Source organism: Roseateles noduli, assembly GCF_050626985.1.
GTDB lineage: Bacteria > Pseudomonadota > Gammaproteobacteria > Burkholderiales > Burkholderiaceae_C > Roseateles > Roseateles noduli_A.
The window spans coordinates 4,252,432-4,273,063 of sequence record NZ_CP192463.1; the positions used below are offsets into that span (position 1 = coordinate 4,252,432).

General features: G+C 70.6%; 21 protein-coding genes. 10 read left to right on the plus strand and 11 right to left on the minus strand.

All coding sequences use genetic code 11. The annotated features are described in order from the left end of the window. Positions 1-53: 53 nt before the first annotated feature. Positions 54-1,121 (plus strand): serine hydrolase domain-containing protein, encoded by a 1,068-nt coding sequence (locus tag ACQ4L4_RS18525; RefSeq protein ID WP_431104974.1) that lies wholly within the window; start codon positions 54-56, stop codon positions 1,119-1,121. Between the two features lie 19 nt (positions 1,122-1,140). Here the strand turns inward: ACQ4L4_RS18525 and ACQ4L4_RS18530 are convergent, their stop codons facing one another. The 7 genes from ACQ4L4_RS18530 to ACQ4L4_RS18560 form a co-directional block, all read right to left on the minus strand. After that, on the minus strand, positions 1,141-1,755 hold the full coding sequence (locus ACQ4L4_RS18530; RefSeq protein ID WP_431100392.1) for a hypothetical protein: 615 nt from the start codon (positions 1,753-1,755) through the stop codon (positions 1,141-1,143). Continuing rightward, on the minus strand, positions 1,752-2,033 hold the full coding sequence (locus tag ACQ4L4_RS18535) for a hypothetical protein (protein ID WP_431100393.1): 282 nt from the start codon (positions 2,031-2,033) through the stop codon (positions 1,752-1,754). The genes ACQ4L4_RS18530 and ACQ4L4_RS18535 overlap by 4 nt, the downstream gene beginning before the upstream one ends. Positions 2,034-2,295: 262 nt before the next feature. Further along, entirely contained in the window at positions 2,296-3,411 is a 1,116-nt protein-coding gene (locus tag ACQ4L4_RS18540) for a calcium:proton antiporter (protein ID WP_431100394.1), read from the minus strand. A 228-nt stretch (positions 3,412-3,639) separates the two neighbouring features. Then, positions 3,640-4,836 carry a diguanylate cyclase gene (locus tag ACQ4L4_RS18545; RefSeq protein WP_431100395.1) on the minus strand — a complete coding sequence of 399 codons (1,197 nt, stop codon included), beginning with the start codon at positions 4,834-4,836 and terminating at the stop codon, positions 3,640-3,642. A gap of 40 nt (positions 4,837-4,876) precedes the next feature. Beyond that, positions 4,877-7,051 (minus strand): carboxyl transferase domain-containing protein, encoded by a 2,175-nt coding sequence (locus tag ACQ4L4_RS18550; RefSeq protein ID WP_431100396.1) that lies wholly within the window; start codon positions 7,049-7,051, stop codon positions 4,877-4,879. Between the two features lie 229 nt (positions 7,052-7,280). Further along, complete coding sequence (locus ACQ4L4_RS18555) at positions 7,281-8,078, minus strand: DUF72 domain-containing protein (RefSeq protein ID WP_431100397.1); 798 nt, start codon at positions 8,076-8,078, stop codon at positions 7,281-7,283. Then, positions 8,075-8,782 (minus strand): ArsR/SmtB family transcription factor, encoded by a 708-nt coding sequence (locus ACQ4L4_RS18560; protein WP_431100398.1) that lies wholly within the window; start codon positions 8,780-8,782, stop codon positions 8,075-8,077. Before ACQ4L4_RS18560 ends, ACQ4L4_RS18555 begins: the two co-directional genes overlap by 4 nt. A gap of 51 nt (positions 8,783-8,833) precedes the next feature. Here ACQ4L4_RS18560 and ACQ4L4_RS18565 point away from each other — a divergent pair, with 51 nt between their 5' ends. The 4 genes from ACQ4L4_RS18565 to ACQ4L4_RS18580 all read left to right on the plus strand — a co-directional run bounded on the left by ACQ4L4_RS18565 (position 8,834) and on the right by ACQ4L4_RS18580 (position 12,133). Continuing rightward, positions 8,834-9,865: a hypothetical protein gene (locus ACQ4L4_RS18565; protein ID WP_431100399.1), complete on the plus strand. Its 1,032-nt coding sequence runs from the start codon at positions 8,834-8,836 to the stop codon at positions 9,863-9,865. After that, positions 9,862-10,209 (plus strand): antibiotic biosynthesis monooxygenase family protein, encoded by a 348-nt coding sequence (locus tag ACQ4L4_RS18570; protein WP_431100400.1) that lies wholly within the window; start codon positions 9,862-9,864, stop codon positions 10,207-10,209. Before ACQ4L4_RS18565 ends, ACQ4L4_RS18570 begins: the two co-directional genes overlap by 4 nt. 207 nt (positions 10,210-10,416) lie before the next feature. Further along, entirely contained in the window at positions 10,417-11,607 is a 1,191-nt protein-coding gene (locus ACQ4L4_RS18575; protein WP_431100401.1) for an acyltransferase family protein, read from the plus strand. Beyond that, complete coding sequence (locus ACQ4L4_RS18580) at positions 11,600-12,133, plus strand: CreA family protein (RefSeq protein WP_431100402.1); 534 nt, start codon at positions 11,600-11,602, stop codon at positions 12,131-12,133. The genes ACQ4L4_RS18575 and ACQ4L4_RS18580 overlap by 8 nt, the downstream gene beginning before the upstream one ends. A gap of 27 nt (positions 12,134-12,160) precedes the next feature. Here ACQ4L4_RS18580 and ACQ4L4_RS18585 read toward each other — a convergent pair whose 3' ends face one another. After that, the gene (locus ACQ4L4_RS18585) at positions 12,161-13,042 is read right to left on the minus strand and encodes an oxidoreductase (protein WP_431100403.1); all 882 of its coding nucleotides are present in this window, start codon (positions 13,040-13,042) and stop codon (positions 12,161-12,163) included. Between the two features lie 121 nt (positions 13,043-13,163). Here ACQ4L4_RS18585 and ACQ4L4_RS18590 point away from each other — a divergent pair, with 121 nt between their 5' ends. Continuing rightward, a complete protein-coding gene (locus tag ACQ4L4_RS18590; protein ID WP_431100404.1) occupies positions 13,164-14,165 on the plus strand; it encodes an AraC family transcriptional regulator in 1,002 nt (333 codons plus the stop codon). Here ACQ4L4_RS18590 and ACQ4L4_RS18595 read toward each other — a convergent pair. Next, the gene (locus ACQ4L4_RS18595) at positions 14,159-14,605 is read right to left on the minus strand and encodes a rhodanese-like domain-containing protein (protein WP_431100405.1); all 447 of its coding nucleotides are present in this window, start codon (positions 14,603-14,605) and stop codon (positions 14,159-14,161) included. The genes ACQ4L4_RS18590 and ACQ4L4_RS18595 overlap by 7 nt on opposite strands. Before the next feature lie 100 nt (positions 14,606-14,705). On the opposite strand from ACQ4L4_RS18595, the gene ftrA reads away from it, so the two are divergent. Next, positions 14,706-15,716 carry a transcriptional regulator FtrA gene (gene ftrA, locus ACQ4L4_RS18600; RefSeq protein ID WP_431100406.1) on the plus strand — a complete coding sequence of 337 codons (1,011 nt, stop codon included), beginning with the start codon at positions 14,706-14,708 and terminating at the stop codon, positions 15,714-15,716. Positions 15,717-15,859: 143 nt separating this feature from the next. Here the strand turns inward: ftrA and ACQ4L4_RS18605 are convergent, their stop codons facing one another. Beyond that, positions 15,860-16,921, minus strand: a complete 1,062-nt coding sequence (locus ACQ4L4_RS18605; protein WP_431100407.1) for a lactonase family protein — start codon at positions 16,919-16,921, stop codon at positions 15,860-15,862. Positions 16,922-17,102: 181 nt separating this feature from the next. On the opposite strand from ACQ4L4_RS18605, the gene ACQ4L4_RS18610 reads away from it, so the two are divergent. Next, the gene (locus ACQ4L4_RS18610) at positions 17,103-18,284 is read left to right on the plus strand and encodes a GGDEF domain-containing protein (RefSeq protein WP_431100408.1); all 1,182 of its coding nucleotides are present in this window, start codon (positions 17,103-17,105) and stop codon (positions 18,282-18,284) included. 253 nt (positions 18,285-18,537) lie between these two features. Next, positions 18,538-19,170 (plus strand): GNAT family N-acetyltransferase, encoded by a 633-nt coding sequence (locus ACQ4L4_RS18615; RefSeq protein ID WP_377159765.1) that lies wholly within the window; start codon positions 18,538-18,540, stop codon positions 19,168-19,170. A gap of 67 nt (positions 19,171-19,237) precedes the next feature. On the opposite strand, the gene ACQ4L4_RS18620 is transcribed toward ACQ4L4_RS18615, so the two are convergent. Then, complete coding sequence (locus ACQ4L4_RS18620; protein WP_431100409.1) at positions 19,238-20,026, minus strand: TetR/AcrR family transcriptional regulator; 789 nt, start codon at positions 20,024-20,026, stop codon at positions 19,238-19,240. 88 nt (positions 20,027-20,114) lie between these two features. On the opposite strand from ACQ4L4_RS18620, the gene ACQ4L4_RS18625 reads away from it, so the two are divergent. Next, a complete protein-coding gene (locus ACQ4L4_RS18625) occupies positions 20,115-20,624 on the plus strand; it encodes a GNAT family N-acetyltransferase (RefSeq protein ID WP_431100410.1) in 510 nt (169 codons plus the stop codon). Positions 20,625-20,632: the final 8 nt, after the last annotated feature.

A 20,632-nucleotide genomic window follows, 5' to 3' on the forward strand; every position in this document is an offset into this window, starting at 1 on the left:
TAACGCCAGTCGCCGTCACCGCTGCGGCCGGCCTCGATGTCGCCGAAGCCCTGATCAGGGAATCGATCACCTCGGGCGAGGTGAAAGGTCTGGCGCTCGCCGTGATCGAGGACGGTCAGATCCGCGCGGTGCGCAGCTACGGTCATCGCAACGCGGAGGGTCAGGCCTTGCAGACCGGCACGGTCATGTACGGTGCGTCGCTGACCAAGGCGGTCTTCGCCTACACGGTGATGCAGCTCGCCAACGAGGGCCGCGTCGATCTGGACGCCTCGATCGCCACCCTGCTGGACCGTCCGCTGCCCGACTACCCGAAGGATGCCCGCTACGGCCCGTGGCCGGACCTGCGCGGCGATGAACGCTGGCGGGCGCTGACGCCACGCCTGCTGCTCTCGCATCGCGGCGGCTTCGGCAACTTCGCGTTCCTGGAGCCGGACGGGAAGCTGCGCTTCCACTTTGATCCGGGGAGCCGTTACGCCTATTCCGGCGAGGGTCTGATCCTGCTGCAGTTCGTGCTCGAACAAGGCCGGCTGAAGCTGGACCTCGGCCAGGAGATGCAGCGCCGCGTCTTCGACCGCTTCGGCATGACGATGACGGCGATGAAGTGGCGCGCGGACTTCGCGACGAACCTCGCGGACGGCGTGACCGAAGCGCGCCGCTGGGTCCCGCACGATGCGCGCAGCCGCGTGCGCGCGGCGGGCTCGATGGACACGACGATCGACGACTTCGCGCGCTTCGCGGCGGGGCTTGCGCGTGGCGACGGCCTCTCGCCGCGCAGCCGCGCGGAGATGACGCGCCCGCAGGCACCGATCACGACCGCATCGCAGTTCCCGACGCTGCAGCCGGAGCTGCCTGCGTCACAACGCAGGCCGGACCTCGCGGCCGGACTGGGCGTCGTCGTCTTCGACGGCCCGCAAGGCCGCGGCTACTTCAAGGGCGGCCACGATGACCAGACGGGCAACACGATGGTGTGCCTCGAACATCGCCGCGCCTGCGTCGTGCTGCTGTCCAACGACGTGATGGCCGAACGGCTCTACCCCGCGATCGTGCGCCGCGTGCTCGGCGAGACCGGCGTGCCGTTCACGTGGGAGTACGGGGCGAAGGCGGAGGGATGGCCGCGCTGAGCAACCTCGCCCCCGGTGATCACGCCCAGATCGCGGACAACGCCTGCAACTCGCCAATCAAACGCGGCTTGGGCTCTTCCAAAACACGCTGACGGATCAGGAACACGACGGACTTCAGCAGCTCGGTAGTGTTCAGCTCCGTGGACGCCTCCAACCTTCGGAAGTCATCGGTGACCCGTGGAGGCACCTTCATTGACAGGCGCCGACGAACTACGCCGCGCTCCTCGGGGAAGAGTTCGATCGCCTTGCGGTGCGACAGTAGAAGCAGCGTCCGCCCGCGTTCGTCAAGCGCGATCTTGTGAACGAAGTACGTCAGCAGGGCACGGCGGAAGTCCGTAGACGCCTGCCCGTCGATTCGAAGGACCGCGCTGTCCAGCACGTCGATGTAAGGCGCCGGCAGATTCGCCTCGATGGCCTGCGTCGCAGCCTTGCGAGCCTTGGCCAACGCCGGAGTCGTCTGCGGAGGCACCTCGATCGCCCGTTCGCATTCATCACACACGCCAACGAGCACATTTCGTGCGACACCTCGCCCGTCGCTGAAAGGCACGTCCCTTCGCGCGAAGGTAGTTCGAACCATCTTGCGACAGTCTTGGCAGTAGGCCTTGCTATGTTCTCCAACCTCAAAGATCTTCATGACAGTTTCATCCGATGAACGCTGATGAACACGGTGTGCGGGTCCGCGAAGTAGAACTTCACGTACCAGCCTCCCGTTTTGAGCAGATGGCAGTCGTAGGACGGATCCCCATGAAGTGGGGAACACGAGTACTCCGTCCCGGTGCTGTCCTTGATGAGTTTCACCACCTGACTCACAGTCACCTCGCCATAGCCCAGCAGGTTCTTCTCATCGTAGGAAGTCCGCATTTCGTGTCGGAAGGCACCCGACTCCAGCGCGCGAATGACCGCTTGCTTCACCGCCCTGTATCCCTTTGGTCCACTCACGCCAGGCTCTCATTGTACGAGAAACCGCGTATTTTTTAGATCCGACAGACGGACGGCAAGTTGTCATCCGACTCCGCGCCACGAATCGATCAAAGTCAGAGCAAAGAAGCTTGGGAGCCGATGTGCGGCAAGCTCATCGGCCGTTGACTACCCGGAAATAGAAGAGCCGCCCTTGGGCGGCTCTCGTCATTCAGACACGTCGCGCGAGTCGGCGACGCATCACGGGATCAGGGGATCACGGGAACACCGCAAGGAACAGGAACACCACGAACACCACCATGTGGACCGCCCCCTGCAGCACCGTCGCGCGGCCGCCGCCGAGCGTCAGGCCGCCGACGATGAAGGTCAGGAACAGCAGCACCATGCTCAACGGCGTCAGCCCCAGCACCAGCGAGTGCGGGAACAGCGGCGAGAGCACCGCCACCGTCGGGATCGTCAGCCCGATGCTGGCCAGTCCCGAACCCAGCGCCAGGTTGAGGCTGGTCTGCAGCCGGTTGTGCAGCGCCGCGCGCACCGCCGCCACCGTCTCCGGCAGCAGCACCAGCATCGCCACGATCACGCCCACCAGCGACGGCGGCGCGCCGATCGCACTCACGCCGCGCTCGATCGTCGGCGCCAGCAGCTTCGCCAGACCGACCACGCCGACCAGGCACACCAGCAGCAGCGCCAGACTCGTGCCGGCCACGCGCCAGCTCGGCGGCGGCGCATGCGTGTCCTGGTCGTCGACGCCGGCCACCGGCAGGAAATAGTCGCGGTGCCGCACCGCCTGCACGAACACGAAGGCTCCATAGAGCACCAGCGACACGCCGCCCGCGAACAGCAGCTGCGTGGTCGTGAACGTCGGCCCGGCCGAACTCGTCGTGAACGCCGGCAGCACCAGCGTCAGCACCGACAGCGCGGCCAGCACCGCGAGCGTCGGACTCGTGCCCTCGACACGGAAGGCCAGCTCCTGATGCTTCCAGCCGCCGACCAGGATGCACAACCCCAGCACGCCGTTGCACACGATCATGATCGCGGAGAACACCGTGTCGCGCGCCAGCGCGTTGGTCGACTCCCCGCCGGCCAGCATCAGCGACACGATCAGCGCCACCTCGATGATGGTCACCGCCACCGCCAGCACCAGCGAGCCGTACGGCTCGCCCACGCGATGCGCGACGACCTCGGCGTGATGCACCGCCGCGAGCACCGCGGCGATCAGCAGCACGCTCACCACCGTCAGCACCAGCGTCGAGGTGGCGCCCGCCGTCAGCCCCAGCAGCGCGAGGATCGCGGCCAGCGGCGCCAGCAGCGACCAGATGGGCAGGGCCGCCGGCAGGCGGGCAAGGAGGGAGTTGGAGCGCTTCACATGCATGGACCGAGCATAGACCACGCTGGTCCGGCGACCTCGGAAGCGCTCCGCTCGGCCGCCATGCCGACCCTCGATCCGCGCGTCGACGCCTGCATCGACCACGCCGCCCCGCGCGCCCAGGACCTGCCGCCCAAGGCCGCGCAGAAGGCGATCCTGAAACGCGCGATGCCGCTGATCGTGAAGGCCCGCCCCGCGCGCCCGGCCGCGCCCAGGTCGCCGCCCGGCGCAGGCTCACGCCGCGGACGACCCCGCGCCGAGTTCCCAGTTGCTGTCGTGCACCTGCACGTTGTTGCGCCCGCCGTCCTTGGCGCGATACAGCGCGCGGTCGGCCCGCATGAACAGCTGATCGGCGCTCACCTGGTCGCCGGGCTCCGCGACCGCGACGCCGGCCGACACCGTCAGCGTGAAGGCACGCCCGTCGCCGTCGCACAGTTGCAGCGTCGCCACCGCTTCGCGGATCTGTTCGACCAGCCGGATCGCGCCTGATCCGTCGGTGGCCGGCAGCACGAGCCCGAATTCCTCGCCGCCCCAGCGACCCACGACGTCCGACGCGCGCAGCCGCGCCCGCACCTCGGCCGCGAACGCGCGCAGCGCGTCGTCGCCGGCGTGATGACCGTGGCAGTCGTTGACGTCCTTGAAGTGGTCCAGGTCCAGCAGCACGAAGGCCAGCGGCGTGCCCTCGCGCCGGCCGCGCTCCAGCTCGTGCCGCAGCAGCGCGTCGGCGGTCATCCGGTTCAGGCAGCCGGTGAGGCCGTCCGTGGAGGCGACCTCCTCCATGCGCCGCGCGATGCGCTCGAAGTTCGCGAGCACGAAGCCGAAACCCGCGCCGATCAGGCAGAGGAAGCTGAAGAGGAAGGTCAGGCCCTGGCCGAGGCTGCCTTGCATCAGGTCCAGGTATTCCTCCGGATTCGTCATCGCGTGCAGGCTGCGCAGCAGCAGGCTGGCCGCCGCGGCCACGAGCGTGATGCCGACGGCGCGCAGCGACGATTCGCCGCGCCAGCCCGGCCCCAGCAGCACGAAGACCGCCGGCAGCAGCAGGGTCGCGAAGACCAGCGAGATCGCGCTGGTGCGCGCCGCCAGCGGCCAGGCCAGCATCCATGCCGTCAGGCCCCAGGCCACCGTCGGGCCGCCCCACCACATCCAGCGCGGCAGCGAACGGCCCAGCACATGCCGATGGATGGCCTCGTTGTAGAACACGATGCCCAGCGCGATCAGCCCGTTGCCGAGCAGCGCCGACACCCAGACCGGCAGCACCACGCGCGCCGACAGCATCGTGAAGCCGGCCAGCAGCGTCCACGAGCCCCAGGTCCACACGCCGAGGTCGAGGTAGCGCAGCCGGCTGCGCTGCGCCGCCCACAGCTGCACGCCGAGCATCGCGAAACCGCTCAGCAGCGCCAACATCAGCGTGGGGATGTGGATGGACGCCATGACGCGTGAGTGTAGTGATCGGCGCGCGCCGGCTGCCCCCCTACATCGCAGGCGTCGCGCGTGAAGGACCTGTCATTGCCTGCGGGTGGGCCGGCGAGCCGGCGGAGGACGTCGCCGGGGCCGCGCCGATCAGCCCGGCGATCCAGTCGCGCGTCTGTCGCGGCGCGATCACGGCGTCGATCTCCAGCGTCTCGGCGATCGCCAGCGCCTGGCCTCGCGCCACCTGCGCCGCGAGCAGGCGCTCGAACAGCGCCTGCCGTTCGGGCCCGTCGGGCACGGCCGCCAGTTCCTTGCGGTAGCCGAGCCGCACCGCCCCTTCCAGTCCCATCGCACCGAATTCGCCGCGCGGCCACGCGGCGCAGCCGATCGGCCGGTGCAGGCTGCCGCCGGCCAGCGCCATCGCGCCGAGCCCGAACGCGCGTCGCATCACCACCGCCACCAGCGGCACCGTCAACGCCGCCGCGGCACGGAAGAGCTCGCCGGCCTCTCGCAGCTGGCCGGTGGATTCGGCCTCCGGGCCGACCATGAAGCCGGGGCTGTCGATCAGGCTGACGACCGGCAGGCCGAGACGCTCGCACAGCCGCCAGAAGCGCGCCAGCTTGCGCGACGCGGCGCCATCGACCGCGCCGCCCAGCACGGCGCAGTCGCTCGCCACGACGGCCACCGGCTGGCCCTTGAGAAAGGCGGCGGCGGTGATCACGCTGTCGCCGCTGCCGCGACCGAGCTCGACCAGCGAGCCCGTGTCGAAGAGACGCGCAAGGATGTCGCGGACCGGGTACGCCCGCTGGCGGATCTCGGGGATCGCGTCGTCGAGCGGTGCCTGGTCCGGTTCGGCAGCTGCGAAGGCCGCAGCGCTTGCAGCGCTTGCGGTGGCTGACGCGTCCGCGTTGGCTGCATCGCCTGAGCCGGTGGCAGGGGCCGCGTTGGCTGCGGGCAGCCGGCACATCCACGCCATCAAGGCTCGTACGAGATCGGCGGCCTGCTGTTCGTCGTCGACCAGCACGTCGACGACGCCCGCCCGTGCGAGTTCGGGCGCGGGGCCGATCTGCCCGGGTTCGAAGCGACCGAGGCCGCCGCCTTCGATCATCGCGGGACCGCCGAGCCCGATGTTGCTGCTGCGCGTGGCGACGACCAGATCGCAGCAGGCCAGCAGCGCGGCATTGCCCGCGAAGCAGCGTCCCGCCGCGACGCCGATCGTCGGCACCTGCCCGGCCAGCGCGGCCAGTCGCGCGAAGGTCGCGACATGCAGGCCCGCGACGACCGGCATGTCCGTGTCGCCGGGCCGACCGCCGCCGCCTTCGGCGAACAGCACGAACGGCAGTTGGCGGCGCTCCGCGAGCTCGATCAGCCGGTCGGTCTTCTGGTGACTGCGGAAGCCTTGCGTGCCGGCGAGCACGGTGGCGTCGTAGGCCATCACGGCGATCGGCCGGCCGCGCAGGCGCGCAATGCCGGTCACGACACCGTCGGCAGGCGTCTGGGCCCGCAGGTCCTCGCCGGGACGACGCGCGGTCTGCGCGGCGATCGCGAGCGCGCCGTATTCGGTGAAGCTGCCGGGATCGCAGACGGCATCGACGTTCTCGCGCGCCGTGCGCTGGCCCAGTGCGTGCCGCCTGGCGACGGCGTCGGGCCGGGCCTCGTCGGCCAGCAGCGCATGACGCTCGCGCCATGCGCGAATGTCGGCGCGCTCGCCGGTCGTCGACGATTCGACGATCCTGTCGTTCGGGGCGCCGTGGCGGGCCGCCGCCGCAGCCTCGCCCGCTGCTTCCGCCGCGGACGCAGATGCAAGGGCAGGTGCAGGCACGGGCACGACGGGCACGGCTGCGGCTGCGGCTGCGGCTGCGGCTGCGGCTGCGGCTGCGGCTGCGGATGCGGATGCCGGTGCGGATGCCGGTGCCGGTGCCGGTGCCGGTGCCGGTGCCGGTGCCGGTGCCGGTGCCGGTGCGGGTGCGGGTGCGGGTGCGGGTGCGGGTGCAGGTGATGCGGATGCAGATGCGGGAGACGCGGCCTGCCACGCCATCAAGGCATTGCCCTCGCGCACCAGCTCGCCTTCGGCGGCGAAGAGCTCCTCGATGCGTCCGTCGGCCGGCGCGGACAGTTCGTGCTCCATCTTCATCGCCTCGAGCCGCACGACCGGCTGGCCGCGTCGAACGATCTCACCCACGGCGACGAGCCACTGCTGGACGGTGGCGGACAACGGAGCGACGAGCGACGGCATGCGGAACCTCCCGGGTGACCGCCGACTCTAGGCGGCCCGCCGGCGGCGCGCTGCCGCGAAGTTGACAGCGGGCGGCGGCGCGCCCGCGTCCGTCCCGCGCAGGTCCCGCTCCAGTCCCGCTCCAGTCCCGCTCCAGTCCGGCTCAGGTCCGGCTCAGGTCCGGCTCAGGTCCGGTCAGTCCTGCCAGTCCTGCCAGTCCTGCCAGTCCGACTGGTCCGGCTGGTCCGGCTCAGGACAGGCGCTCGATCAGCGCCATCGCCGCGGCCGGCGCGCGTTCCTTCGCGCCGCTGATGAAGAAGACGAACACGTCGCGCGCGCGCTTGGGCGGCGCGCGGTCGGCCTCGACCAGCGGCAGCCGGTCGGGCTGGCCGCCGGACTCCCAGCGCGAGGCGCTGGCGGCGAGGCCGTCGAGCTCCTCCTCCGTGACTCCGGTGACGAGCTCCGGGCGCGTGCGCATCACCCGCGTGTAGACGAAGTCGGCGGTGAGGTCGGGGATCGGCGGATAGTCGTCGGACTCGGTGAACACGACGCCCGCGCCGTGGTCGCGCGCCATTGCCAGGAACTCCGGCGAGCGGAAGCTCTCATGCCGGACATCGAGCGCATGCCGCAGCGCCACGCCGGCGGAGTCCTTCGGCAGCAGCTTCAGGAAAGCGCCGAAGTCCGCCGGATCGAAGCGCTTGGTCGGCGCGAACTGCCAGACGATGGGTCCGAGCTTGGGCCCCAGCTCGGCGACGCCGCTGTCGATGAATCGCATCACCGACTCGCCGGCCTCGGCCAGCACGCGCCGGTTGGTCGCGAAGCGGTTGGCCTTGAGCGAGAACACGAAACCCTCGGGCGCGGTGTCGCGCCACTTGGCGAAGGTCGCCGGCTTGAAGGTCGAGTAGTAGGTGCCGTTGACCTCGATGGCGCTCAGCTTGCGGCTGGCGTATTCCAGCTCGCGCGAGGCGGGCAGGTCCTTGGGATAGAAGGTCTCGCGCCAGGGCTCGAAGTTCCAGCCGCCGATGCCCACGTGGATCGAGGTGCTCATGTCGTCGTGTCCTCCAGAAGTCGTTCGAGTCGGGTCTGTCCGCGGCGCGTCACGCGCAGGGCGCGGCTGTCGGGGTCGGGATCGAGCCAGCCCTGCGTCAGCATCGCCTGCCGCCACGCGGCGCCGAGCGCGCCGCCCAGGTGCGGGCGCCGCTCGCTCCAGTCCATGCAGGCGCAGGCCAGCCGACGACGGCGCGCGCCGGTGGCGGCGTCGACATCGACGCCGAGCTCGCGCAACGCGTCCAGGCCCCCGCCGGTGAAGCGATAGCCGCGGACCTCGTCGGGATCGGGCGTCATCCAGTGCAGGCGCAGCGCGTGGTCGTGCAGCCGCACGCCCCAATGGCCGGCGAGGTGGTCGTAGCAGCGCCGCGCCTGACGCAACGCGGGCGGCGTGCTGGGCTCGAAACGCGGCCGCGGCAGACCGGCCAGCACCAGCATCGCTTCCAGCGCCTGGCCGACCTCCGGGCCGGCCAGCCGGTAGTAGCGGTGCTTGCCCTGCGCCATGCAGCCGACCAGTCCCTGCCCGAGCAGCTTGGCCAGGTGCGCGCTGGCGGTGGACGCGGCGACGTCGCCGACGGCGGCCAGCTCGGTCGCCGTGCGCGCGTGGCCGTCCATCAGGCAGCACAGCATGCGCGCGCGCACCGGCTCGGCCATGCTGGCGGCGATGTGGGCCAGCGCCTCGTCGGCGGTGGGGGCGTCAATCATGCTTCGATGCTAAGCGAAGCGTTCCTGGCGATCCATCGCGAAGATTCCCCCATGCCGTTGCCACCGACCGCCGAGACCTCCGCCATGAATGCCTGTCCCTTCCATCCGCCGCAAGCTGCCGAGGACCCGTCCCGGGACCGCGCCGTGCCGCCGCCGATGCCCCCGCTGCTCGATCCCGCGCTGCGCATGCGACCGCCGGGCGAGCCCTTGCCGCCGCCGCTGCAGGCGCACGGCGGACCGCTGGCCGAGGTCTTCGCGTGCTGGTTGCGACAGCGCGACGACGCCGCGCACGCGCCCGAGAAGGCCGCGCTGACACGTGCGCTGATGGCGCTCTCGGACGACGATATCCGCGCCCATGCACGACGGCAGGCCGCGATCGCGCTGCAAGGCGGGTGGTTGCATTGGTCCTGGGCCGTCCCGGCGTCGACGGCGGCGAGCCTGCTCGGCATCGAGATGAACGACGTCGGCGCGCAACATCGACTGCATGCCGGCCTGCGCGCGATGGCGGTGGGACTCGGCGCGCAGGCCGACGCCGACGCCGTGCTGGCGGGTGGCGCGGCGGTCACGACGCTGCTGACCGCGCTCGACGACGCGGAGCGCCGTTCGCCGGATGCCCCGTTGCAATGGACCCTGCTGAGGCATGCGCCGCCCGTCCGATGGACCGATCGCGCCACGTTCACCGCCAACCGGCTGGCGCTGATCTGGCAGAGCCATGAAGCCGGCGCCGCGCTGCTCGGGCATGCCTTGCTCGACGGGCGGTCGACCGGACGCGTGCCGACGCGCGAGGACCTGTTGCGCATCGCCCGCGACGGCGGCGCGGTCCGCGTGACCCGACGTTTCGATGTGCGGCAGGAGCCTGCCGCACCGGTGAGCGTTCCGCTCGCCGGCACCGATCATCCCTTCGGCGACGGGGCGCATCGCTGCCCCGGGCAAGGCCTGGCACTCACGAGCATCCAGGCGGCGCTGGCCTGGCTCTCGAGTCAGCCGGGCCTGCGACTGCCAGAACCCGCCGCGCCGCTGTCGCTGCCCAACATGGACATTCCGCAGTTCCTGGACGACCCGCACGAGGAGCCCCACCCATGATCGCCGTCATCTTCGAAGTCATCCCCAGCGCCGACGGCCGCGACCGCTACCTGGAACTCGCCGCCGAACTCAAGCCGCTGCTGCAGGAGGTCGACGGCTTCCTCGGCATCGAACGATTCCAGAGCCTGACCGACCCGGACAAGCTGCTGTCGCTGTCCTTCTGGCGCGACGAGGAGGCGGTGCGCGAGTGGCGCCGCATCGAGGCGCACCGCGGCGCGCAATCCGAAGGCCGCGCGGGCGTCTTCGCCGACTACCGCCTGCGCGTCGCCGCCGTCCTTCGCGACTACGGCATGACCGAGCGTGAGCAGGCTCCCTCGGACAGTCGGGAGCGGCACCGCGCCTGACTCGCTCAACGCGCTCAACGCGTTCGACGCGCTTGATGGGCTTGATGGGCTTGATGGGCTTGATGGGCGTAACGGGCGTAACGCGCCTTCCGCTCGGGTCTGATCGTCCCGCGCGACGATTTCGTCGCACGATCGCGCCCGGCGTCGGGCAGCGCGCCGAGAATCGCCGCCGCTCACACGACACGGCCTAGAGGCCGGACCCCGCCCATGTCATCGCCTTCCCTGCCCGCCCCGGGTTCGCCACGCCAGCACGGCCTGGACACGCTGCGCGCCGCCGCCATCCTGCTGGTCTTCGCGTACCACTACCAGGTCTTCGTGAGCGGCACGCCGACATTCGGCTGGCTGAGCAGCATCGGCTGGGCGGGCGTCGACCTGTTCTTCGTGCTGAGCGGCTACCTGATCGCCAACCAGTTGATTGGCGGGATGACGCGCGGCGGGCAGCTCTCGCTGCCGCGCTTCTACGGGCGGCGCCTGCTGCGCACGCTGCCCAACTTCTACGTGGTGCTCGCGCTCTACTGGCTGTTCCCGCAGGTGATGGGCGGACGCGAGCCGCCGCCGCTGTGGCGCTTCCTCACCTTCACGCAGAACATCGCGCTGACGCCGGGCACGGCGTTCTCGCACGCGTGGTCGCTGTGCATCGAGGAGCAGTTCTACCTGGTGCTGCCCGCGGCGCTGATGCTGGGTGCCGCGCTGGAGCGGCACCGCCGCGCGCTGGCGTGGTCGCTGATCGGCGTGCTGACCCTCGCGGCGATCCTCTGGCGCGATCACCTGTGGCGCCTGTACGGGACGCAGGACCCGTCGCTGGGCTACTACCCGCACCTGTACTACGGCAGCCTCGCGCGACTGGACGAGTTCCTGCCCGGTGTCGCGATCGCGTTGCTGAAGCATGGCCACGCGGATCTTTGGTCGGCGCTGATGCGGCGCGCGAAGACGCTGCTCGCGATCGGCGCGGCGGCGAGCCTCGGCATGCTGACCTTGATGCTGAATTTCTACTACATCGATGGCTACGGCTACGGCCATGCCATGAGCAGCTGGGGTTACAGCGCGCTGGCCTGGAGCTTCGGCCTGATGGTGTTGGCCGTGCTCGCGCCGCAAGGACCGATGACGCGACTCCAGGTTCCTGGTGCCAACGCGCTGGCGCGTTGGTCCTATGCGCTGTACCTGACCCACAAGCCGATCGCGTTTGCACTCGTGAAGCCGCTGGCGGCGCTCGGCCTGATGCGGGCCTCGGGTTGGACGGTGCCGGTGATCGCAGCGGCTTGTCTACTCGGCGGATGGCTGTTGTACCGGCGGGTGGAGTCCCCCTTCATGCGCCTGCGGGACCGTTGGATCCCTTCGCAATTCGTCGGCACACAGCGTGCTACAACGGCGGATCCAAGGAGTCCCCAGCATGCGTAGCCCTCGTCCTTCCAGTCCCACCCGCCCTGTCCGCAGTCCGCGCCGCGCGGCGATCCTGTCCACCGGTGCCGCCGTGCTCGCGCTCGTCGCCTCCGCGTGTGTCGCCGCCAGCGCCGAGGAGATCGGCGAAGTGAGCACGGTGTTCAAGTTCATCGGCCCGAACCACAAGATCGTCGTCGATGCCTACGACGATCCCGCCGTGAACGGCGTGACCTGCTACGTGTCACGCGCACGGACCGGCGGCATCAAGGGCGGCCTCGGCCTGGCCGAGGACAAGTCGGAAGCGTCGATCGCCTGCCGCGCGGTCGGCCCGATCAGCTTCCCCAAGCCGCTGCCCAAGCAGGAGGAGGTGTTCTCGGAACGCTCCTCGCTGGTGTTCAAGCGGCTGCGCGTCGTCCGCATGGTCGACCCGAAACGCAACACGCTGGTCTACCTGACCTACTCGGACCGGGTGATCGAAGGCTCGCCGCAGAACAGCGTGACGGCCGTGCCGGTGGATCGGGGGACGGTGATTCCGGTGAAGTGACGACGCCGGAGCCGCCGCCAGCGGACGTCACTCGAGCGGCGCGTCCGTGCTGACGGTGACCGCCCGCCAAGCCTCGATCGACTCGTTCATCGACGCCAGTTTCTGTTGCACCAGCCCGAGCGCATCGCTGCCCAGCAGCAGATGCGCGGGCGGCCGAGCTTCTCCGACGGCGAGGTCCACGATCACGCCCGCGGCCAGTGCGGGATCGCCCAGCTGACGACCGCTCACCGCCTGCCGCCGCGCGCGGATCGGATCGAAGACCGCGTCGTAGTCGGCGATGCTGCGCGCCGACCGCACCATCGACCGCCCGGCCCAGTCGGTCCTGAACGACCCCGGCGCGATCGCCGTGACGCTGATGCCCAGTGCCGCGACTTCCTTGCCCAGCGCGTCGGAGATGCCTTCGAGCGCGAACTTGCTGCCGCAGTAGTACGCGATGCCCGGCATCGTGATGAAGCCGCCCATCGACGTCGTATTGACGATGCGACCGGCGCGCCGGCCTCGCATGAACGGCAGCACCGCCTTCATCATCGCGACCGCGCCGAAGACGTTGACCTGGAACTGCTGCAGCAGGTCCTCGATCGGGCTCTCCTCCAGGATGCCCTCGTGGCCGTAGCCCGCGTTGTTGATGAGGATGTCGATCGGGCCGATCCCGGCTTCGATGGCGGCCACCAGCGGCTGCGCGAGCGCCAGCGCCGTCACGTCGTGCTGCCGCGCATGCGCCCGGCCCGGGCAGCGTTGTTCGAAGTCGCGTGCCGCCTCGGCGTCGCGCACGGTGCCGACGACGACGTGGCCGTCCGCCAGCGCGCGATCCGCGATGGCGCGCCCGAAGCCGCTGCTGACGCCGGTGATGAGGAAGGTCTTGCCGGATCGCTCCGACGACTGCGAAGGAAGTGCGTGGGTCGTGTTCATGGAGGGGAATGCTAGGAATCGGCGCGCCGCCTGCGCAGGCCTGTGCGCCCACGGGTCTTGCCTATTCCTCCATGCGGCCTCGGGCCGGGCCCCGCGAGGGTCGAGAATCACCGGACATCCCATGTCCGACGCCACCCGCCAACGCCAGATCCGCGACCTGCTGCTCCAGCTCGCGCCGACCGAGGGCTACACCGTGAGCCCCCTCGACTCGGTCCGATGGCTGCGCAGCAACCGCCCGCTCGACCGCACGCCCGTGCTCTACGAGCCGGGCATCGTCTTCGTCTGCCAGGGCCGCAAGCGCGGCTTCATCGGCGATCGGACGATCGTCTACGACGCCCGCCACTACCTCGTGGTCGCCGTGCCGGTGCCGTTCACGATGGAGACCGATGCGAGCCAGGAGGCGCCGCTGCTGGCCGCTTACCTGCGTCTCGACCCTGGGCTGGCCGCGGAAGTCGCCCTGGCGATCGACCAGGGCGGCGGCACCCGCGACCGCGGCCCGGGTGCGCTCGGGTCGGTCGAACAGGTCGAACCTGTCGGGCACGACGAACAGGTCGAGCCCGTCGATCCGCTCGGACTTGAGGCCTCGCCGATGGACGACCGGATCGAGGCCACGCTGCTGCGCTTCCTGGAAGCGATGATGGATCCCGTCGAGGTGGCCGTGCTGGGTCCGGCACTGCTGAGGGAGCTGTACTTCCGCGTGCTCAGCGGCCCGCAGGGCGCAACGCTGCGGACCGTGCTCGGCGAACGCGGGCACCTGGGGCGCATCGCGCTGGCGCTCAGGCGCATCCACGCGGACTACGCGGAGCGCCTCGACGTCTCGCGGCTGGCGCGCGAGGCGGGGTTGGGACTGGCCGCCTTCCACGCGCATTTCAAGACGGTCACGCAGACCACGCCGATGCAGTACCTGAAGTCGACGCGCCTGCACCGGGCGCGGCTGCTGATGCTGCAGAAGGGCATGACGGCCGCGGCGGCCGCCGATCGCGTGGGCTATGCGAGCGCTTCACAGTTCAGCCGCGAGTTCCGCCGGCTCTTCGGACAGACGCCGCAGGCGGAGGTGGCGCGGCTGAAGGCCTCGTTCGCCCTCCCGGAGCAGGACGAGGGGCCGTTTGTGTCGTCTCATTGAGCGGCGCCTTCGAGCATTTCGGGCACTGCGGGCGCCGCCGGCGCTTCGATGCTTGCGACCTCGAACCCCTCATCGATCCACCCCGTCAGCCCGCCGATCATCAGCTTCACCGGTCGGCCGAGCTTCGCGAGCCGGATCGCGCCGCGGTGCGCGCCGTTGCAGTGCGGACCGGCGCAGTAGACGACGAACAGCGTGTCCATCGGGTAGGCGGCCATCTTGCCCTCGGTGATCTTGCCGTGGGGCAGGCTCACGGCGCCGGGCACGTGACCGCGGGCGAAGAGCTCGTGGCTGCGGACGTCGAGCAGCACGAAGTCCTCGACGCCACGCGTGAACGCGTCGTGCACGTCCCAGCAGTCGGTCTCGAAGGCGAACGCCTGCTCGAAGTGGGCGAGCGCCTGGGCGCTCGGAGCGGCGGGGACGGCGGAGATGTTCGAGCTCATCGGGAATTCCTTCAACGGAGTGGTTCGACGGCAGCCAGTGTCGCGAAGCGCCTCGCTTCGGACGAGTGGCCGGAACGACGTCAATCGGTAAGATCGCGCCATGCCCCGTTCGCCCGCTTTCGCCCGAGCCGCCGGTCGTTCCGACGCAGCCTCCGCCGCGGACAAGCCGCATCTCGTCGCGATACTGGCGTACGACCGGCTCTGCATGTTCGAGTTCGGCTGCGCGGTCGAGCTCTTCGCGCTCGAGCGTCCGGAGCTGGGCGTCGCCTGGTACCAGCATGCGATCTGCGCCGCGGAGCCCGGGCCGCTGCGCGGCACCGGCGGTGTCCGTGTCGAAGCACCGCACACGCTGGCGATGCTGCGCCGCGCTGACACCATCGTCATCCCCGGCTGGCGCGACGCCGCGGAGCGGCCGCCCGAGGCGCTGCTCAAGGCCGTGCGCGCCGCTCACGCGCGCGGCGCGCGGCTGTGCACGATCTGCTCCGGCGTCTTCGTGCTCGCGCATGCGGGGTTGCTCGACGGCAGGCGCGCGACCACGCACTGGCGATATGCCGAGCGGCTCGCGCAGGAGTTCCCGTTGATCGACGTCGACCCGTCCGCGCTCTACGTCGACGAGGGCGAACTGGTCACTTCGGCGGGATCCGCCGCCGGTCTCGACATGCTCATGCACCTCGTGCGCCGAGATCACGGTCCACGCGTCGCCAACGCGGTGGCGCAGCGGCTGGTGATGTCGCCGCACCGCGAAGGCGGCCAGGCGCAATTCGTTCCCCGGCCGATGCCTTCGGATGAATCCAGTCCCATCGCCGTGCTGCAGGACTGGTTGCGCGCGCATCCGCGCGAGGCACACACCGTCGCGTCGATGGCCCGCCACGTCGCGATGAGCGCCCGCACGCTGCAGCGCCGCTTCAAGGACGCCACCGGACTCGCGCCGCTCGAGTGGCTGACCCGCGAGCGCGTCGCCATCGCGAAGGAGCTGCTCGAGACCCGTGGAGCGCTCGACGTCGAGGCCGTCGCGGACCTCGCCGGACTGGGCTCGCCAGAATCGATGCGCCGGCACTTCCGGTTGATCGGCCTGCCGGCACCGTCTCGCTACCGTCGTCAGTTCGGCTGATCGTGTCGGTGGTCTGGTAGTCGGGCGATCGAGCGATCGAGCGATCGAGCGATCGAGTGAAGAGACGGTCGATCGGGTGGTCGGGTGGTCGGGTGGTCGGGTGGTCGGGTGGTCGGGTGGTCGGGTGGTCGGGTGGTCGAGCTTCAGCGGAACACGACGCAGGCCGCGCCTGGCATGGCAATGAATCGACCGTCGAAGCGCGGCAGTTCCTGGCCGTCGAGCCGGAACACGCAGACCTGATGACTGCGCTGCAGGCAGACCCACAGCTCCCTGCCGTCCGGACTGAAGGTCGCGCTGCGCGGGTAGCTGCCTTGTGCCCAGGTCTCGCCGCGCCATGACGGCCGCCCCTGCTCGTCGAGGTCGAAGACGGCGATCGCGTCGTGCAGCCGGTTCAGCGCGAAGAGCCGGCGGCCATCCGGCGCGACGAGCAGGTCCGAGGCGTAGGTCAGGCCTTCGAATCCTTCCGGCAGGCTGCTGAGCCGCAGTCGATGCGTCAGACGCCCCTCCCCGTCCAGGCCCAGCCAGTCGAGCGCGTTGGCCCGCTCGTTGAGCAGATAGACCTGCGCGTCATCTCGGGGATGGAAGACGAAGTGGCGCGGACCCGATCCCGTCGGCAGCGTCAGGCCGTCGAGTTCGACCGGGTCTGCAGCGCTGCCCTCGAGCCGCCACACCCGCAGCAGGTCGCGCCCCAGGTCGCTTCCCAGCATCAGCGGCCATCGTGGGTGGCGGCGAACCATGTGCGCATGCGCATCGGCAGCGGGGTCGGCACCGACTCGCGGCGCGATGACCCGCTCGGGTCCCTGGAGCGCGCCATCCGCGCCGATCGCCGCGCGGCGCAGCGTGCCGTCGCCGTAATGCGCGATCCACGCATGGTCCAACTGCGCATCAAGCGCCAGATGTACCGGCAACGCACCGCCGGTCGCCTGTCGAGACAGCAGGCGCAGTGCGCCGTCCTCCGCATCGACGTCGAAGGTCGCCAGCGCATGCCCGTCTTCCAGCAGCGCATGCAGCCGTCGCCCGCCTTCGGCGAGGTGCAGCCAGGTCGGGCCGCCCGGCGTCGCCGCCGCGAGACGCGCGTGCACGCGACCGTCGGCGTCGCGGACCAGCGCATGGATGCCGGTGCACTGCGGCGCATAGCCGCCGGCGTAGGCGAACGGCAGGCCCTCGGGCGGGGCGGCGATGGTCGTGGACGTCGAGGTGTTCATCGAGCCGCGACTGTACGTGCCGCGCGGGGCCTTGCCGGCGTAGCGCCGGGACGTCGCCGCCCCTCTGGCGGGCCACCCTCCGGCGCCCCTCCGCGCAAGCCCCACCCCGCACGGGCGCCGACACGGCCACAATGCCCTGTCATGACCAGCTCCAGCCCGCCCTCGCCGGCGGGTGCCGCGTATGCGCTTCGACGTCCCGACGCTGTTCAGCCTGATGCTGATCCAGTCCCTGGCGCTGGCGCTGCTGCTGCCGCTGCTGCTCGGCTGGTGCGACAGCATCGCCGCCCGTCGCGCGCAGCTCAGCGCGGTCGCGCAGGCCACCGGTTGGGCGTTACTGCTGTTGCCGCCCGATGGCACGCGCCTGACGTCGATCGTCGCGCTCGGGCTGCTCAGCCTCAGCGTCACGCTGCTGTGGATGGCCGCCGACCGCTGGCTGCCGGGGCGGCTCGGCCGCCTCTTCCAGTACGGCATGCCGGTGCTGGTCATGGTCGGCTACGGCGCCGGCTGGGACAACTATGCGCTGCGCCTGGCCTGGTCCAACGGCTGCATCGGCCTGCAGATGCTCGCGCTCGGCACCAGCCTGATGCAGCCCGTCAAGCGCGGCCCGGTCGGCAACCTGCGCTGGCGGCTGCTGTTCACCGTCAGCCTCGGCCTGCTGGCCGTGCTCAACCTGTCGCGAGCCTACCTGGCCGGCTTCGACACCGCGAACCTGCCCCGCTTCGACGCCCCGCATCCGCTCAACATGGTCTTCGCCGTCGTCGCCAACGTCTGCGTGCTGGCCGCCGCGGTCGCGATCCTCGTGGCCTGGCGCGGCGAGAGCGAGGCCGAGCTGCGCCGCCTCACGCAGATCGACGCGTCCACCGGGCTGGCCAACCGCCGTGCGTTCCAGCAGCGCTCGGTGGACATGATCTCGATGGCCCGGCGCTACAGCGAGCCGCTGATGCTGCTCGTCATGGACGTCGACGGCTGCAAGGCGATCAACACCACGCACGGCGAGGCCAAGGGCGATCAGGCCATCGCGCTGTTCGGCCGCTGCCTGGACGAGCAGAAGCGCCTGGGCGACGTGGTCGCGCGCATCGACGGCCAACGCTTCGCGGTGCTGATGGCGCGCTCCGACCTGGTGGGGCCGCCCGCGCTCGACCGCCGGCTGCGCGATGCCTTGCTCGAGCTCGCGCCGCGCGAGCTCGGCTTCACGCTCGGCTACTCCGCCGGCTGGGCCAAGCTGCGCAATGGCGACCGCAACATCGAGGATCTGCTGCACCGCGCCGAAGCGGCCCTGTATGCCGCCAAACGCCAGGGAAAGGGGCGCTTGTGCGCCGAACCGGGGCTCGAGGCCGAGCTCAGCGTGGCCGTTCCGGCCTGAGCACTCCCTCGGCTCACGGCCCCGGCGGGCACGACGGCGTCGGGACGAGGTCCGATCGGCCCCCGTCCACCTCCCCGCGAGGCCATGAGACGTGACGCGGTTCACGCGCGCCACGCCACTCGCGCGGCAATCGCCCAGTCGACATGCGCCAACGCCCGGTTGGCATGACGTTTGCGTCAGGGTTTTCCAGGTCCCGCCGTGATCCACGAGATCGGTCGGGATGCCGTAGACCCTCGCCCTGGAGTTCCCGCACATGCATGTCGCCCTCAGTCCCACGGCCGTTCACGCTCGAGCCCCTCGCGCCCTCAATCCGCTGGCCAGCGATGCCGCCGCGTCGCAGCACCTGCAGCGCGCGCCGATGGAGGTGGTCAAGCTGACCTCTCGCGATCTGCAGTGGCTGCCCGCCCTGACGAACCTGCTGATCGACAACGTCCATCTCGGCGCCACGCTGGGCTTCCTGGCTCCGCTGTCGCGCTACCAGGCGCTGGACTACTGGCACGGTGTCTTCGCGCGGCTGGGCCAGCACCACATGCTCTGGATCGCCTGCGAATCGGAAGGTCCGGGCCGTCTGCTGGGCGCCGTCCAGCTGTCGCTGTGCCCGCTGGCGAATGCGCACCACCGTGGGGAAGTCCAACGGCTGATGGTGCACAGCCAGGAGCGCAGCCGCGGCGTGGCCGGACAGCTGATGTCGCGCCTGGAGTGCGCGGCGGCGACGCAGGGCCGATTCCTGCTGCAACTCGAGACCTGCGCGGACTCGCAGGCGGAAGCGGTGTTCGCGCATCTCGGCTGGCAGCGCGCCGGCCAGATCCCGGATCACTGCCACGGCGCCGAGGGCCAGCTGCAGGCCGCCGCGCTGTACTACAAGCGCCTGCCGCATCTGGTCTGAGCCTCGCGCGCCGGCACACGGACGCCGGCGCCCGGCGTCCTGGCGCGCCCGAGCGGCAGCGCGTGCGTCAGCGCCCTGCCAGCAGGCCCGCGAGCAGCGCTTCGATGCGCTTCGCTCGCGCGGCAACGCCGCCCAGCGCGGCGAGCCCGCCCTGCTCCAGCATCACCAGGCCGTGCAGCCCCGCCCAGAGCGCCGCGGCGCGCGGCGCCGGCAACGCCGCCGGGGCGATCAATCCGTCCAGGCCCGCGATCAGCGATTCGCGCAGGGCGACCGGCGTGTCGAGCATCAGCAGCCGGTAGTCGTGCGGGTGCTGCAACCCCCAGTTCACGAAGGCCCGCGCCACGGCGGCAGCCTCGCCGCCTGAGGCGGCTCCGTCCGCCGCGCCTTGCAAGCGCGTGAGCAGCGTGCGCAGGCTGTCCTCGGCCAGGCGCGCGAGCAGTTCCCCCTTGTCGTGGAAGAAGCTGTAGAGCGTCGCATGCGAGTAGCCCACCGCCGCGCCGACCTCGCGCAGCGTGAGCGCGTCGGCGCCGCGCTCCGCAAACAGCTCGCGCGCCGCGGCCAGGATCCCTGCCTCCAGCGCGAGCTTGTGCGCGGCGCGCCGCTGCTGGGAGGCGGTCTGCGGCACGTCCCCATCGCCGCCGAGACCCAGGGCGGCGTCGCCGTCGAGGTCGCCCTCGTTCAAGGCCTTTCGCTGCGCCTGACGCTTGAGCGGACCTTCCGGCTTGGCCACCTTCTGCCGCACGCGCGGCTGGGGCTTCGCCTGCGGTCTCGCGTCGGCCGAACCATCCGGCCGGTCCTGCACGACGCCCGACGTGTTGTGCAGGCCTTTCGGACCGCTCGGACGCGGGTCCGGCATCGGCGCGCGGCCGCCACTTGTGGATTTGCTAACCATTGGTTAGTATTTGATCAACGGTTTGAATGAAGCATCAACGATGCCACAGAAAATGGATCTGATCGAACTGCGCGGCACCGACCGCGACTGGATGCCGGCGCTCGGCGAGCTGTTCTTCGATGTCATCGATGGCGGCGGCTCGCTGGGGTTCCTGGAGGACGTCGACGAGGCCCAGATGCGCGAGTACTGGGAAGGCGTGTTCGAACAGCTCGGGCCGCGTCATCGCCTGTGGATCGTGCGCGAAGGCGACCGGGTGCTCGGTACGGTGCAGCTGGCGATCTGCGGCAAACCCAATCAGCGCCATCGTGCGGACGTGATGAAGCTGATGGTCCACCGCGACGCGCGGCGACGTGGCCTCGCCGTCCAGTTGATGGCCACGCTGGAACAGACCGCGCGCGACGCGGGCCTCAGCTTGCTGACCCTGGACACGGAAGCCCAGTCCGCCGCGGAGACCTTCTACCAGTCGCAAGGCTTCCAGCGCACCGGCGAGATCCCGTGCTTCGCCGCCAACCCGCGCGGCGAACTGCAAGCCACCGCGCTGTACTGGAAGCGGCTGGACTGAGCGCTGGT

Excerpts from the sequence above, each read along its gene's own strand:
- ACQ4L4_RS18590 (WP_431100404.1), top strand. The coding sequence starts at position 13,164 with ATGTCCGACGCCACCCGCCAACGCCAGATCCGCGACCTGCTGCTCCAG.
- ACQ4L4_RS18595 (WP_431100405.1), bottom strand. The coding sequence starts at position 14,605 with ATGAGCTCGAACATCTCCGCCGTCCCCGCCGCTCCGAGCGCCCAGGCG.
- ACQ4L4_RS18575 (WP_431100401.1), top strand. The coding sequence starts at position 10,417 with ATGTCATCGCCTTCCCTGCCCGCCCCGGGTTCGCCACGCCAGCACGGC.
- ACQ4L4_RS18620 (WP_431100409.1), bottom strand. The coding sequence starts at position 20,026 with ATGCCGGACCCGCGTCCGAGCGGTCCGAAAGGCCTGCACAACACGTCG.
- ACQ4L4_RS18585 (WP_431100403.1), bottom strand. The coding sequence starts at position 13,042 with ATGAACACGACCCACGCACTTCCTTCGCAGTCGTCGGAGCGATCCGGC.
- ACQ4L4_RS18545 (WP_431100395.1), bottom strand. The coding sequence starts at position 4,836 with ATGGCGTCCATCCACATCCCCACGCTGATGTTGGCGCTGCTGAGCGGT.
- ACQ4L4_RS18615 (WP_377159765.1), top strand. The coding sequence starts at position 18,538 with ATGCATGTCGCCCTCAGTCCCACGGCCGTTCACGCTCGAGCCCCTCGC.
- ACQ4L4_RS18580 (WP_431100402.1), top strand. The coding sequence starts at position 11,600 with ATGCGTAGCCCTCGTCCTTCCAGTCCCACCCGCCCTGTCCGCAGTCCG.
- ACQ4L4_RS18570 (WP_431100400.1), top strand. The coding sequence starts at position 9,862 with ATGATCGCCGTCATCTTCGAAGTCATCCCCAGCGCCGACGGCCGCGAC.
- ACQ4L4_RS18560 (WP_431100398.1), bottom strand. The coding sequence starts at position 8,782 with ATGATTGACGCCCCCACCGCCGACGAGGCGCTGGCCCACATCGCCGCC.
- ACQ4L4_RS18540 (WP_431100394.1), bottom strand. The coding sequence starts at position 3,411 with ATGCATGTGAAGCGCTCCAACTCCCTCCTTGCCCGCCTGCCGGCGGCC.
- ACQ4L4_RS18625 (WP_431100410.1), top strand. The coding sequence starts at position 20,115 with ATGGATCTGATCGAACTGCGCGGCACCGACCGCGACTGGATGCCGGCG.
- ACQ4L4_RS18555 (WP_431100397.1), bottom strand. The coding sequence starts at position 8,078 with ATGAGCACCTCGATCCACGTGGGCATCGGCGGCTGGAACTTCGAGCCC.
- ACQ4L4_RS18605 (WP_431100407.1), bottom strand. The coding sequence starts at position 16,921 with ATGAACACCTCGACGTCCACGACCATCGCCGCCCCGCCCGAGGGCCTG.
- ACQ4L4_RS18610 (WP_431100408.1), top strand. The coding sequence starts at position 17,103 with ATGCGCTTCGACGTCCCGACGCTGTTCAGCCTGATGCTGATCCAGTCC.
- ACQ4L4_RS18530 (WP_431100392.1), bottom strand. The coding sequence starts at position 1,755 with ATGAAGATCTTTGAGGTTGGAGAACATAGCAAGGCCTACTGCCAAGAC.
- ACQ4L4_RS18550 (WP_431100396.1), bottom strand. The coding sequence starts at position 7,051 with ATGCCGTCGCTCGTCGCTCCGTTGTCCGCCACCGTCCAGCAGTGGCTC.
- ftrA (WP_431100406.1), top strand. The coding sequence starts at position 14,706 with ATGCCCCGTTCGCCCGCTTTCGCCCGAGCCGCCGGTCGTTCCGACGCA.
- ACQ4L4_RS18565 (WP_431100399.1), top strand. The coding sequence starts at position 8,834 with ATGCCGTTGCCACCGACCGCCGAGACCTCCGCCATGAATGCCTGTCCC.